Source organism: Hoeflea prorocentri (genome assembly GCF_027944115.1).
GTDB classification, from domain to species: domain Bacteria; phylum Pseudomonadota; class Alphaproteobacteria; order Rhizobiales; family Rhizobiaceae; genus Hoeflea_A; species Hoeflea_A prorocentri.
Genome location: NZ_JAPJZI010000001.1, coordinates 290,138 through 305,682 on the forward strand (window position 1 = coordinate 290,138; position 15,545 = coordinate 305,682).

A 15,545-nucleotide genomic window follows, 5' to 3' on the forward strand; every position below is an offset into this window, starting at 1 on the left:
CTTCCCAAGCAGCATGGCCACTCGGCCGGTGGGTAAAACCTCTTCCTGCTCACCGGCTTTTTTGGCGGAGACCATTGGTCCGGAAACGACGAGTCAACGTTCACATGTCTTTCTGCGCTGACGTCGATCAATTCTTCGCCGGGTAGGAGACGACGACCCGTCTTCCGGGCCTCAATCAGCGCACAACGCCTGAGTTGAAGGGTAAGGTTTTGATGGTCTCCGCCGAAACCAGCCGCTATGAACTCACAGTTGCCGCTTTCTTCACCGCCCGCCTCAAACTCCAGCCGGGTGAGGAGGAAAAGGCCAGCGGCAATATCCTGCTGCCGGGCACGCCCGTTGAGGCCCCCATCACAACCGACGACCGCACCATCCTTTCCTACCTCGTCAAACCTATTCAGGATCAAATCGCACGAGCGCTAAGGGAAGAGTGAGGGGTGAAGAGAAATGCAATGGCTGTTGGCAGAGGGCGTCCGTAAGCGGTTTGTCGATCCGCCGCTCTGCCAACAGGTTGCCAAACGCTTTTGTGGGACTGCGAAGGGTTGGCTTTTTGAAGTCTGACAGACAGGTATTTGACGTTGATGTTCCAACGCCGGATGACCAGGACGTCTCGATGACAAACTTCCCGAGCGGCGATACGACGGCCGATCCGGAAAGGGATCAAACCCGCCCCTGAAGCCATTAGATTGATAAGACTATCGAGTGTCGGTCTCGGTGGTTGCCAGCCCCCGCAACCCAGTTTGGTCTAGGAATATCCAGTTGGATCAAATATCAACCAAAACGGTTGGTGGTCTGCCATTTGTTGTTTGACCAGATATCCGTGATTTGGCAAGTGGATTCAGATTGTTCTGCAACCAACAATTCTTGAGATCATTGAAGCCGGAGTGGTTTAGGATGTCTACGCATTAAGTGCGGACAACCCGGAAGCACTTGAGAGAGGTGCACGGTATGACTATGCGAGATGTGTAATTTCTACCATTGAGCACCCGAGAAACGAGTAAAATTGTCTGCTTGATGCAGGATACGTCTTCACGGCTATACATACTGCGTTTCTACCTATGCGATTGTAGATAGCGAGTCCAGCGATTAAGTCACTTTCTTTCAATAATTAGAGCATTTGGGTGGGCAGACGTGGTGTTCTGTTGTTTCGTGGGCGTTCGCATGGTGCGGGCCGCCATAAATCAAGTTTGAGTTAAATCTCTTAAAAACAAAGATTTAAAACCTGCCCGGTTACTCAAATTCATCCGGGGTCAATAGAATTTCATTCTTCCTATATGACGGAATCATGAAGATCAGCTTGGTTTTCAAGCGCCGCCTGTGACATTTTACGTGTTGAAACACGGTGTAACCGCGCTGAAGTCGATTCCCTTATTGCAACCTTGAATTTTATCCCTAAGGTTGGCGGCGAACGAATCAGATGGGATTGCCGATTACTTGCGTTTGAAACTCGTTCGTCCCGCCAATTAACTTTGAAAGAGCTGAGATGTGATCTCTTTTTCAGACATTAAGATAGTTGTTGCAGTACTTATTCGAGAACCGTTTTTCTACCTGGCTATTTCTATAGTATCATTGAATACAATTATCAGCAATAAATATATATCAATTATTACTATATTTATATCAATTTCATTTTCTTATTCATATAAAATGTATCTAAGGTGCAATTCAAAAAATAGAAGCGGAATAGCTTCTAATGTTTCTGTAATAGTGATTTCTTCTGTTGTATATTTTTATATGATTATGTCGTATAGGAGTATTGCGGTGCAATTATTGGTCGCAATGTCTCTTTTGATGCCAGTAATATTAGTTATGCCCGATTTAAGGGCGAAGAATAACAAGTAAAAATAAATATCAAGGATATCCGGAATGTCATTCAATCAAAATGATCTAGATTCTGTTTCTCAATGGATGGACAATTACTTTGAGAATGAATTTCCGATAGATAATCCGCCATACTCCTTAACAAATTTCGCAATTTGGACGGCCGATATTTTAGCTGCAGTTGTGGATATCGGATCACATAGCATTAACACACCGCAATCGCTTGCGGCGCTCTCTCGCTTCCAGAACTTGATGGCGACGGCGGGGTTAGTGGGAGCAGTCAGTCTAGACGCAATTGCTGCAGTTCAAGCATACCATGCTGGCGATAAAGGACTAGTTGATGCCCATCTGACAAAAATTGCCACAGGTTTGGCAGGTGCCCTTGTGGCTGCAGCCACGGCCGTGGTTTTCGCTCCGGCCGCATCCGTGATTACCTGGGCCGCTGTCGGCTATGCGATTGCTACAATAATATACGACTATTGGGAATTTTCGCCGGACGAAATGCAGAGATTCGTGCATGGAATCGAGCTGGCTTTTCAGGATAGCTGGGCGTGGCTTCTAGATCAGATAGATTTTAGCTTCCTGAGTGCCCTGTTCTACGATCCTCTCGTTCTCGATCTGGATGGGGATGGCGTCGAGCTTTCATCTCTTAACGGTTCTAACGTCTATTTTGATTTTGACGCAGACGGACGTGCGGAGCGAACAGGCTGGGTAGCGGCCGATGACGGGTTGCTGGCAATTGATCTCAACGACAATGGCATTGTCGACGGCATAGGCGAACTCTTCGGCTCGGCGCAGACGGACGGTTTTGCAGTGCTGGAAATGTTCGACAGCAATGGCGACGGCATGATCGATGCCTCGGACGAAGCCTTTTCCAAGCTGCGCATCTGGCGTGACCTCAATCAGAACGGTGTGTCCGATGCCGGCGAACTGATGACACTTGCCGAAGCGGGCATTGAGAGCATCTCGCTGATCAGCAGTGAAGTGAATGGAACCAACAACGGCAACACGGTGGCGCGGCAGGCGGTCTTCAACTTCGTCAACGGGTCGACCGGCACAATCCAGTCGATCTTTTTCCAGACTGACCGTCAGGATACGGTCCTCGACAACACGCCTATCTTTACGGTCGATCCCGAGGTTGCCAAGCTGCCATCGCTACCGGGTTCCGGTCAGATTCACTCCACAGCCTATGTAGCGACCAACGATGCGGCCTTCGCTGCTGACTGGGCGGCGCTCACGAATGCCGCACCAAGTCTCACACACACGGAACTTCGCTCGCAGTTCACGGAATTGTTGCTGCGCTGGGCCGGTGTAGACGGCGAGATCGAGGGCTCTCGCGGTATCTATGTCGATGCGCGGCACCTCGCCTTTGTCGAAAAGTATTTTGGCAATACCTATCGTGAGGTCGATCCTCGTGACAACACTTTGACAAACTCGCCCGGTGTTCAGCGGTTCGGCGGCTATATCGAGTCAAATTTCCAATCCCTCGTGGATATCATGCTGACACTGTTCACAGCGCAGACTATGCCGAGTGCCATCCTGCGTGGCGTTGATATCGCTGATTTCCTTACCGGGCCATACTTTGCGCATGGTGTGCTCAACTTTTCTGCAGAACTGCCGGTGGATGCAGACCCATCAGCCACGCTCGGTAATGTCGGTGGCGCCGCCCAGTTGATAGCAGGCAATGTGCCTGCCGGACACGGAGACGCTGTCGCCTTTGTAGAAAAGGCCTTTGCAGCGCTCGAAGGTATGGTGCACATCTCCTTTGGCGGTGATCGAGCTGCTTATTCAGCTGCGATGGCAACAGGCATCGCCGCGATCACCGATGCTGGAGCGCGCGCAGTAGCGCAGTCGATTGTCGACGGCAAAGCGGTCTTCGGCTCGGATGATGCGGACGCCATCGTCGCTTTTGCAGGAGACAATGTTTTTTCAGGTGGGCTCGGGGACGATGTGCTTGTCTCCCATGAGGGCAATGACAGCTTCATTTACCGTAGCGGTGACGGAACCGACTACATCCGGGAGCTCTCAACCTCCCAGGCCGAAACCGATATGCTGGAACTCGTCGATCTGCTTCCCGATGCGCTGACCTTCGAGCGGGTTGGCGACACACTGCATATACTGACCGGCAATGCCGGCGACAGGATTGTTGTCGAGGATTTCTTCAGAAACTGGGGGTCTGAAAACCGGGGTATCGACCTGATCCGTTTTTCCGACGGTTCGGAGATGGACCGGGAGGACATACGCGCAAAGACCGTCACGGTCAGCGACGGGCGCAACAACACGGTTGTCGATTCAGCGAATGACGATGTGCTGCGCGGCGGCACCGGTCACCAGCAACTGCAGATTTCGACCGGAAATGATACGATCCTTTACGCAGAAGGGGACGGCCACGACACGATTGTCGATTCAAGCGGGCTTCAGGCCGAAAACGACACGCTCAAGCTGGCCGGGCTTTTGCCGGAAGACATTCAACTGTCGCGAGCCGGAGATTCGCTCATCATAACCGTTGTCGCCAGCGGCGAGACCATAACCGACACCAAATTCTTCCTGGAATCGGGCAACCCGGACAGCGTGAGCGGCTGGAATAATCACGGCTGGGGTATAGATCGTATCGAATTCGCAAACGGGGTGACCTGGAACCGGGAGGCGATTGCCCAGGAAACGGTGATCATGGGCAACGACAAGGTCAACGGGCTGGGCGGGTCCGGTCTCAACGACACCTTTGACGGCGGTGGCGGCAATGACGGTTTTTCCGGCGAAGGCGGAAGCGATACTTATCTCTGGTCCAAGGGCGACGGATCGGATTCCATCAGCGATGATGAAGCCTCGACAGTCCCGGTCGACAAGCTGGTGCTTCGGGATGTTGCTGTCAGCGAAGTCGCGATCTCGCGTGCGGGCAATACTTTGCGTGTTACTGTTCTTTCAACCGGAGAGGTGATTTCGGTCAGGGACCAGTTCGCCGGCATGGCGTCCATGACGGCCGATCCGTTCGCCAGCGGCAAGGGTATTGAATATCTGGAGTTCAAAAACGGGATAAGCTGGGACCGCGCCACACTCGCGGACAAGACGAAATATGGGTCCGTCGGAAAGAAGATCGATATCAAGACGACCTATGATAGCGGTAGTACTAGCGTCGGGATTCGGTATTTCGAAGACGAGTTCGGCCGTTATGGCGATATCGTTCTTGCAGATGAGACTGTCGGCGCGGCCGGCACCGGTGGAGGCGGTTCCCCCAGCAGCGGTGTCAGCACAATTTCGATGGCGGCGGCCGGTATTCAGGTTGGCCAGGACGCCGTAGTAGACGATCCAGGCCTAAGCATCACCATGCCGACAAATCCGGATGGTCCGCTGAACACAATAGCGATCGGCAGCGAAAAGCACGATCTGATGGTTTGGGGATGGACGGGCGCAGACCCGGGACCCATTGATCCTTATGATCCGGGGTCTGCGGAAACAGGTAGCGGCGGCAGTGGTACGATTGAATACGGCCCAACGGAAATCGAATTCAATTTCGACAACAGCGGTCACAACGTCATTTATGGCAAAGAAGGAAACGATACCCTTGTCGGCGGCGAGGGTAATGACACCCTGTTTGGCGGGGCCGACAATGATGTTCTGTTCGGCGACGGAGCTGTTGCCGGGGACACATCGCATGTCGGCCACGATATTCTCCACGGCGGGGATGGCAATGACATGTTGTTCGGTGGCGCCGGAAACGATGTCCTGAAGGGCGGCTATGGTGCCGATGTGCTTTATGGCGGCGACGGCTCGGATTACCTGGAAGCCTTTGGTGTTGAAAGCGATATTTTCCATGGCGGCCGCGGGGACGACCATATCAAATCGGATGGTTTCGGAGCGCAGGGCAGCGGAAGCGACATTTACGTGTACCGCAGCGGCGATGGCAACGATATTCTCGAGGAGACGGCATCAATCAGCGGTGAAACAGATGTCTTGAAGCTGGTTGATATCAATGCTGATGGTATCGAGCTGTCCAAGGCCAGCAACAATGATGACCTACTTATCAAGGTGATTGCAACCGGCGAAATTATCACCGACATAGATCACTTTCTGGACCTCGATTACACCAGTCCCGGGATTGAATTGATTGAATTTGCCGATGGATCAAGCTGGGACCGCGCGACAATATCGTCCAAGGCCTGGAACCGGGGCACAGATCTAAACGACTATATTTCGGATCCTTCGACTGGCGACAACATATTCTATGGCGGGCTGGGCGATGACTATCTGAAGTCCGTGAGGAACAATTGGCTTACCACGGGCAACGATACCTATCTCTACCGAAGCGGCGACGGCAATGATGTCATCGAAGACGGTTCAACAGAGTACGGTGAGACTGACAGGATCAAATTCGTCGATATAAATGCCGATGGTGTGGAGTTTTCAAAATCGACCGACAACCATGATCTGCTCATCAAGGTGCTGGCCACCGGTGAGGTAATCACGGCGCTGGATTTCTTCACAGTGAACGAAACTTCGCCGGGACTTGGGATTGAACTGATCGAATTTGCAGATGGGACGATCTGGGATCGGTCGACGATCATTCCGAAGGCGTGGAAGCGCGGCACAGAAACCAACGATTTCATTTCTGATAACGCGACTGACGACAATGTTTTTTTTGGCGGGTTGGGGGATGACTACCTAAAGTCGGTCAGGAATGTCTGGCTCGAAACAGGAAATGATACCTATCTTTATCGCAGCGGCGACGGCAATGATATCATCGAAGACGGTACCAGCACAGCAAGTGAAGTGGACACACTGAAATTCGTCGATATCAACTCGGACGGCGTCATGCTGTCAAAGTCGACTGACGGCGACGACCTTATTGTCAAAGTCATTGCGACCGGTGAGACAATTACCGCTCTTGACTCCTTTGAAACCGGTTTTTCGGCCGGCAAGGGGCTGGATCAGATCGAGTTCGCCGACGGCACGGTCTGGAACCGGCAAGCCATCCTTTATTGGTCGGGTCAGGGGTCTGTTTTCTTTGAGGGAACATCCGGTAACGACACTATTATCGGGTCGCGTTTCGATCAGAACCTCAGCGGTCTTGCCGGGGACGATGTGATCGATGGCCGGGACGGAAGCGATATCATCTTTGGCAATGAAGGGGATGACCGCTTGCTCCTCAGCCTTGCTAGCGTTGGTACATTGGACACGCTGGATGGCGGAGCGGACATCGATACCGTTGATTTTTCTTCCTTCAACGCGGCGGTGTCTGTTGACCTCGTTCAAAATGATGGGGAGGCGCTGACGTCAGATGGTGTTTCAGTTCATGGCAGCGTCACGCTCCGGCAAATTGCCACCTTGCAAAATATCGAGAATATTGATGGGTCCGAACATTCTGACTCCTTGTCGGGGGACCTGGGCAATAACAAGATCTCCGGCTTGGCTGGAGACGATTTCATCGATGGCCGTTCAGGCAATGATGTTCTGGAAGGCGGCCAGGGCAATGACACGCTCATCGGATATATCGGCAACGATACCCTCGATGGAGGAGATGGCGACGATGTACTGACAGGTGGCCTGGACAATGATCTTCTTATAGGCGGGACAGGCAATGACATATACATTTACGCAAAGGTCGACGGTTCAGACGAAATCATAGAAAGCAATGACCAGACCGATATAAACGAGCTTCATGTTTCTGATGCTGTTCCATTGGATATCCTTTTTGAGAAGCGAGGTCCGGATCTGGCATTGAAGTTTCACGAAACCGGTAATCAGATCATGATCCGGGATCAGTTCGCGACGGGCAAGCCTGGCATTTCGGTCTTCAAGTTCTCAGACGGTACGATTTGGGGAGTTGCTGATTTGTTGATCGCGGTGGCCGCAGGGCCGCGCCCGGAAAGCGACGATGTCATTGTCGGTGATAATGGAGCCAATGTCCTGGATGCCGGATTGGGCAATGACAGGCTGCACGGCAATGACGGCTCTGATACTTATATATTCTATCGCGGTGACGGTCAGAACCTGATTGAGGACAATGGCTGGCGCGATACCGACCGGCTGATCATTCATGACTATACGCCTGCGGAAACACTTTTTGCCTCCGCAAGCAACGACACCCTGATGATTACCTTCGTGGGAACCACCGACCAGATAACCATTGTCAATACTCTGGACGACAATGGCGCGGACGAAATCGAGCAGATCGTGTTTGACGACGGCACCATTATGAATATGGACCAGGTTCGTGTCATTTTGACCGCCAATCAATCGACCGATGGCGATGACACGATCACCGGTTTTACAAATAACAATACCCTGGAAGGCGGGCTGGGCAATGACCGGCTTCACGGAAAGGATGGATCCGACACCTATGTCTTCAACGCAGGCGATGGCCAGGACCTCATTGAAGACAATGGCTGGCGCGATACGGACCGACTGGTCATTCATGGATACACACCCGCCGAAACCAGTTTTGCCCGGACGAGCAATGACACACTGGTGATTACGTTCGCCGGCAGCACGGACCAGATCAGTATTGTCAATACACTGGACGATGACGGTGCAGACGAGATCGAACAGATCGTGTTTGATGACGGCACGATCCTTAATATGGATCAGGTTCGTGCAATCATGATCGCTGATCAGTCGAGCGATGGCGATGATACGATCATTGGTTTTTCCAATAACAATACGCTGCAAGGCGGCCTGGGTAATGACACACTGCATGGCAACGACGGATCAGATACCTATGTGTTCAATGCCGGCGACGGTCAGGATGTGATCGAGGACAACGGCTGGAGAGATACTGATCGGCTGGTTATCCATGGTCACAACCCCTCAGATCTTATCCTCTCGACCAGCTCCAACAACACACTGATTATCGGCTTCAACGGCAGCAGTGATCGAATCACGGTCGTCAACACCCTGAGCGGCGATAACCAAGATGCCATCGAGCAAGTCGTCTTCGATGATGGCACTGTTTATTCCATGTCGGATATGGCCAGCCTGGTCAGTAGTCAGGCTGCAACCGGAATGCAGATTAACGGAACTGCTGGCGACGATTCCCTAAGGGGTACCAATGGTGGTGACGTCATAGATGGCGGATTGGGCGCTGACTCGCTAGTGGGTGGGGATGGCGACGATCGCATCATCATAGATGAGAATGACGTCTGGTATTCCGGTGATGCCGGCATCGACACCGTGGTATACAACGGATCGGCCAATATCCAGTATGCACTGGAGCAAGGCCAGTTTGAGAACGCCGAGATGGGCTCCGGAAACGATACGATCTGGGGTGGTGCCGCAGACAATATCATCCACGGTGGGGCCGGTGATGACACCTTGCACGGCAATGGCGGCAATGACATCCTTGAAGGCGGAGCCGGAGCGGATTCCCTAATGGGTGGTGATGGTGATGACCGCATCATCGTTGATGAGTTCGATGTCTGGTTTGCCGGTGATGCCGGCGTTGACACCGTTGTTTACAATGGCTCGGCGAACTTCCAGTACGACCTTGATATGGGTGGTTTTGAACACGCCGAAATGGGGTCGGGCAACGACCAGATCTGGGGTGGAGTGGTGGACAACCATATCCATGGCGGTGCCGGCGACGATACAATCCAGGGCTTTGGCGGCAACGACATCATCGAAGGTGGTGCGGGTGCCGATTCGCTGATGGGTGGTGACGGTGACGATCGCATTATTGTGGATGAATTCGATGCGTGGATTTCAGGAGATGCAGGTATCGACACCGTTGTCTACAATGGATCGGCGAACTTCCAGTATTACCTCGACACAGGCGCATTCGAGCATGCCGAGATGGGGGCCGGCAACGACACCATTTGGGGCGGCGCATCGAACAATAACATCCATGGTGGTGCAGGCAATGATACACTGCTTGCCTATGCCGGTATCGATACCTTGAATGGCGGCCTTGGCAACGATACGCTGACCGGCGGCGCGGACACTGACAACTTCATCTTCGACGCTGATTTCGGCAATGATGTCATCACCGATTTCACGGCGGGTGCGGCGTCTGACGATGTGATCGAGTTCCGCGGGATTGCCGGTCTTGCGTCCTATGCGAACGTGCTTGTCAAAGCGGCCGACAACGGCACGGATACGACGATCACGCTGGATGTCGACAACACGATCGTCCTGCAGAACGTGCTGGTATCGGAGCTTCATTCCGACGACTTCCGCTTCGCGTAAACCGGTATGGTTTCCGGGGCGGGTGCGAGCGGGAGCGTTATTGCGCAGTGCCTCCGGGCGCTGCGCTCCGCTTTTGCCGGCATCGGCATGCTCAGCCTGCCGATCAACTTGCTTATGCTGACCGGCCCGCTCTTCATGCTGCAGGTCTATGACCGGGTGCTGGCGAGCGGCTCTGTGCCGACACTGGTGGTGCTCGCAGGTCTTGCCGGCGGGCTTTATGTTTTCTACGGGCTGCTTGAGGGCATCCGCTCGCGGGTACTGTTGCGCATCGGCCAGCGGCTGGACGCGCAGCTTTCTTCGACAAGCTACGCCTGTTCCGTCACGTTGCCGATCCTGATCGGCCGCAAGGCGGAAAAACTCGATCCGGTGCGCGATCTGGAATCGGTGCGCCAGTTCCTCGTCGGCCCCGGCCCGGCGGCGATCTTCGACATTCCATGGATGCCGGTCTATCTCGCCATCATCTTCATCTTCCATCCGATCCTCGGCTTTGTGGCGACGGGCGGTGCGATCCTCATCTGCGTTCTCATAGCAGCAAACGAGTTCTTCTCGCGCAGGCCTGCGGCGGAAGCCGGTCAGCATGCAGTGGAGCGAGCGCAGCTGGTCGAACAGGGCCGGCGCAATGCCGAGGCGATTGCAGCCATGGGCATGATGGGCACGCTGACGGAACGCTGGCAGGCCTTCAACGGCACGTTCCTTTCCAAGCAGCGGAAAGCCTCAGACGTTTCCAACGCCTTTGGCACGGCGATCAAGACCCTGCGTTTCATGCTGCAATCCGGGATTCTCGGTGTTGGTGCCTGGCTGGCGATCCTGCAGGAGATCACACCAGGTGTGATGATCGCCGCTTCGATCATGACCTCCCGGGCGCTTGCCCCGGTGGAGCAGGCCGTTGGCCAGTGGCGTGGTTTTGTGGCCGCGCGTCAGGGCTTCCGGCGGCTAAGGGAAGTGATCGAGAACCGGCCACAGGAGCCGGAGCGCATGGAACTGCCGCTGCCGGAACAGGCCCTTTCTGTTGTGAACCTCGTTGCCGGCCCGGTTGGCAATCCGGTCCTGCAGAATGTCGGCTTTGCACTGAAGGCGGGAGACGGGCTTGGTGTCATCGGCCCGTCCGGTGCCGGCAAGACGAGCCTCGCGCGTGCGCTGGTTGGGGTTTACCCTGTCCTGCGCGGTTCTTTGCGGTTCGACGGCGCCGATCTCTATCAATGGGCGCCGGAGCGGCAAGGTGCCTTCATCGGCTACCTGCCACAGGACATCCAGCTCTTTGCCGGAACGGTGGCGCAGAACATTGCTCGCTTCGATGGCGAGGCGGCGGCCGAGGATATCATCAAGGCGGCGCAACTTGCCGATGCGCATGATCTCATCACCGGCCTGCCAAATGGCTACGATACGGAGATTGGTGCAGGGGGCAATACGCTGTCGGGCGGTCAGATGCAGCGCATTGCATTGGCAAGAGCGCTCTATGGCAACCCGTTCCTTGTCGTTCTGGACGAGCCTAATTCGAACCTTGATGCTGACGGCGATGCGGCATTGACCAAGGCGATTGCCGCTCTTCGCGCTGCCGGGTCCATCGTCATCGTGATAGCCCACCGGCCAAGTGCACTTGCCGCCGTTGATCAAGTGCTCTTCCTGAAAGAAGGACGTGCGCAGGCCTTCGGGCCGAAGGACGAGGTTCTTGAAAAGGTGCTGGCCAAGACCGCGGTACCGGTCCGGGCGGTGTGAGGCAATCATGAACGACACGGATCAAACCATTGCCGGCAGCATAAGACATCACCTTTGGGGCGCGGGGCTCTTTCTGTGCGTGCTGCTCGTCTTCCTCTTCGGCTCGGCGGCCTGGATGCAGATCGCCGGTGCCGTGATTGCACCCGGAGCCATCGTCGTTGAAACCAATGTCAAAACCATCAAGCACAAGGAGGGCGGCATTGTTGACGAAATTCTGGTGCGCAATGGCGACCTTGTCGAAGCGGGCGATCTGTTGCTGCGGCTTGACGATGCTGTCACACGGGCAAACCTCGCGATCGTCAGCAAGCAGATCGATGAGCTGACGGCGACGGAGGCGCGGCTTCTTGCCGAGCGGGATGATAAAGAACAAATCGACTTTCCGGATGCGTTGGCACGGAAAGCCCACGATCCGGAAATCGCCCGCATCCTTGACGGTCAGCGCCGGCTGATCCGGGCGCGCACTGCCGGCCTTGAAGGGCGTATCCGGCAGCTCGAGGAGCAGATCAACCAGCTCGGTGCCCAGATCGATAGCCTTGAAATCCAGATCACTGCCAAGGGTGAAGAGATCGCCCTGATCAAGACCGAACTTGAAGGTCTCGAGGGGCTTCTAAAGGAGCATTATGTCTCCGCCAACCGCGTGCTGGCCGTGCGGCGTGACAGGACGCGGCTTTCCGGTGAACACGGCGCTCTGATGGAGGAGCGGGCGCGGGCCGAACTCGCCATCAGCGAGCGGCGGGTGCAGATTCTGCAATTGAAGGAAGATGCCCGCGCCGATGTGTTGCGGCAGCTACAGGAAACCCGCAGCGAGACGGCACGCCTGTCTGAACAAAGGGTGGCAGCAGAGGATCAGCTTTCCCGCATGGATATCCGCGCGCCTCGCTCAGGTTATGTCCACCAGCTGAACATCCACACCAAGGGCGGCTTCATCAGCCCGGCAGAGCCGATCCTGCTGATTGTACCGAAAGAGGATTCTCTCATCATCGAAACGCAGGTTGCCCCCACCGATGTCGATCAGCTCTTCACCGGGCAGGAGGCGACGATCCGCCTTCCGGGCCTCAACCAGCGCACCACGCCGGAGCTCAAAGGTGAGGTATTGACCGTCTCCGCCGAGACCAGCCGAGACGAGGTCACCGGCGCCGCGTTCTTCACCGCCCGCCTCAAGCTCCAGCCCGGTGAGGAGGAAAAAGTCAGCGGCAACATCCTGCTCCCCGGCATGCCGGTCGAAGCCCTCATCACCACCGATGACCGCACCATCCTCTCCTACCTCGTCAAACCTATCCAGGATCAGATCGCAAGAGCGCTAAGAGAGGAGTGAAGGGTGAAGAAAATTCCAATGGCTATGGCAGAGGGCGTCCATTAGCGGTTTGTCGATCCGCCGTTATCTGCCAATATCTTGCCACACGCTTTTGTGGACTTGTGAAGGGTTAGATTCTTGAAGTCCGGCAGCCCATGCATTGAACAAAGATATTCCAACGCCGAATGATCAGGACGTCTCGATGACAAACTCTCCGATTGGCGATGCTGCAGCCGATCAGGAAAAGGATCAAATCCCGCCCCTGAAGCCATTAGATCGATGAGACTATCGAATGTCGGTCTCGGTGGTTGCGTGCCCGTGATTTGAACTTTTCAGGCACCGTTGATGCTTCATGACCCTATTTGAGCCTACTACAGCCAAATTGCGCCAACTCCTCGACTTTGACATGTGTTTGACATCCGCCGCTTAGGTCGTTGATTTGGTTTGATTGGTGAAGGAATCATAATCCGCGTGTCGGGGGTTCGAGTCCCTCTCCCGCTACCAGGACTTTCAGCAGAAATTAGCCCTGTGATGAGGCATCCGTTTTTCGGGTGACCAATTCTGATCAACCCCTATGCAGATATGCCCGTTGTTTCGATTTCGGGCCTGGCATTCGGCATCATGTCCGCCAGCTGCCGTCATGCCGGATCATCAAGTCGGCAAAAGCGATAAACGGTATCCGGATCTGTTTTCCAGCAATGTGGTTGTAAGTCTTGGTAAAACGCTTTACCAATTATCTTGCACTGAACTTCGTAGCGACGAGCCAGGACCGGAGACGAAAAATGAAAATCGCGGTGATAACCGGTGGCAACAAGGGGCTGGGGCTGGCGCAGACACGGACGTTTCTTTCCGAAGGCTGTCAGGTTCATGTCGTGGCGCGCAGCGAAGGCGATCTCGGTTCGCTGACGGGCGATGTACATTTTCATGCGCAGGACCTGAGCAATTGGAGCGACACCAGCTATCTCGACGCAGTTCACGAGCGGGCAGGGCGCATCGACATACTGGTGAACAATGCGGGCATGCATCTCAAAAAGCCGGTCTGGGAAATTGAGGCCCGAGAGCTGGAGGCCCGGCTTGATATCAACCTCAAGGCGCTGTTCGCGGCTTGTGGCCAGTTCGTCAGATTGCAATGGGATAGCGGGGGAGCGATCGTCAATATCTCTTCCATGGGAGGCCTGATGGCCTTGCCTTCGGCCGCGGCCTATGTGACGTCCAAGACCGCGGTGATCGGCTTGACGCGGTCGGTTGCGGTTGATGCAGCCGAATTCGGCATAAGGTGCAATGCGGTTTGCCCTGGTTTTATCGATACGCAGATGACGCGGGCAGTGCTTGAAAAGGATCCGGCCCGACGCGACAAGATCGAAGGCCGTATCCCCGGCGGAAAATTCGGAACGCCGCAGGACGTGGCCGATGCGGTCTGGTATCTCGCCTCGGACCAGTCGAAATATGTCAACGGGGTCGCGTTGCCGGTCGACGGCGGCTACTCGATCGGATTTTAGAGCCATGACCTATTCAAGATCGGTTTTGCACGCGGCGCGCGATATCCGGATTGAAGTGGCCGAAATGCCCGGCGACATAGCGCCTGATCATGTCAGGCTGCGACTTGCCGTGGCCAGTATCTGCGGCACCGATATGCACTATTTCCGGCATTTTGCGAATGCCGGTTTCTTCCTCGATAATCCGGTGACGCTCGGCCACGAGGCCTGCGCCTATATCGAGGACGCCAACGGGCACAGTTTTGAGAAGGGCGATCTTGTCGCGATCAATCCGGTGATCGAATGCGGCACCTGCGAAAAGTGCCTGACCGGCGATATCAATATGTGTCCAGCCAAGCGCTTCCCGGGTTCGGCCACGACCAAACCGCATATTGACGGGTTTTTCCGCGAATATTTCGACTTTCCGGCGCGTTGTTGCCACAAGGTCCCGGACAGCGTAGCGCCCCATCACCTTACTTTCGCTGAACCGCTCGCCTGCGCAATGCACTCGGTCAACCGGGCAGGTGTCTCGGCCGGGCAGAAAGTGCTGGTCACCGGGTGCGGGCCCATGGGGCTCTTGGCGACCATCGGCGCTGCGGCCAAAGGCGCGGAAGTCGAGGTGACGGATTTGAAACCCGAGGCCATCGCGGCAGCGCAGGCCGTCGGTGCGAAGGGCGGTTTTCCAGTTGGAACGGAAACGCCGCCCGATAGCGGTTACGATGTCGTCATTGAAGCCAGCGGTTCGCCGCATGGTTATAATCAGGCGTTGGGCGCGGTTCGCAAACAGGGCGTGATCAGTGTCCTGTCGTTGATCCAGGCTTCCGAGACGCCCATCAATCTGCACCTCAACGCGCTCAAAGAGGTGACATCGGTCGGCTCGATCCTGTTTACCTCAGAATTTGGTGAAGCCGTGTCTCTTATCGCCGGCGGGACGGTTGATTTCGATGCGATTATCGCCGGGCGCTACCCGGTTTCCCACACGCAGGCAGCCTGTGATTTCATGGCCAATGGTGAGGCCGTCGGCAAGGTCCTCATTACGCCCGACGGTTAGTGGGCGTTCCGGT

General features: G+C 55.1%; 5 protein-coding genes and 1 pseudogene. All 6 read left to right on the forward strand.

Translation table 11 applies throughout. The annotated features are described in order from the left end of the window. Positions 1 to 164 precede the first annotated feature (164 nt). Positions 165 to 431 (forward strand): annotated as a pseudogene (locus OQ273_RS01400) (beta-barrel domain-containing protein); the annotation flags it as partial. Between the two features lie 1,771 nt (positions 432 to 2,202). Further along, entirely contained in the window at positions 2,203 to 9,996 is a 7,794-nt protein-coding gene (locus tag OQ273_RS01405) for a calcium-binding protein (protein WP_267988680.1), read from the forward strand. A 6-nt stretch (positions 9,997 to 10,002) separates the two neighbouring features. Continuing rightward, positions 10,003 to 11,712: a type I secretion system permease/ATPase gene (locus OQ273_RS01410; RefSeq protein ID WP_267988681.1), complete on the forward strand. Its 1,710-nt coding sequence runs from the start codon at positions 10,003 to 10,005 to the stop codon at positions 11,710 to 11,712. A 7-nt stretch (positions 11,713 to 11,719) separates the two neighbouring features. Beyond that, complete coding sequence (locus OQ273_RS01415) at positions 11,720 to 13,027, forward strand: HlyD family type I secretion periplasmic adaptor subunit (protein WP_267988682.1); 1,308 nt, start codon at positions 11,720 to 11,722, stop codon at positions 13,025 to 13,027. Between the two features lie 761 nt (positions 13,028 to 13,788). Beyond that, entirely contained in the window at positions 13,789 to 14,505 is a 717-nt protein-coding gene (locus OQ273_RS01420) for an SDR family NAD(P)-dependent oxidoreductase (RefSeq protein ID WP_267988683.1), read from the forward strand. 4 nt (positions 14,506 to 14,509) lie between these two features. Then, positions 14,510 to 15,532 (forward strand): zinc-dependent alcohol dehydrogenase, encoded by a 1,023-nt coding sequence (locus tag OQ273_RS01425; RefSeq protein ID WP_267988684.1) that lies wholly within the window; start codon positions 14,510 to 14,512, stop codon positions 15,530 to 15,532. The last annotated feature ends 13 nt before the right edge of the window (positions 15,533 to 15,545 follow it).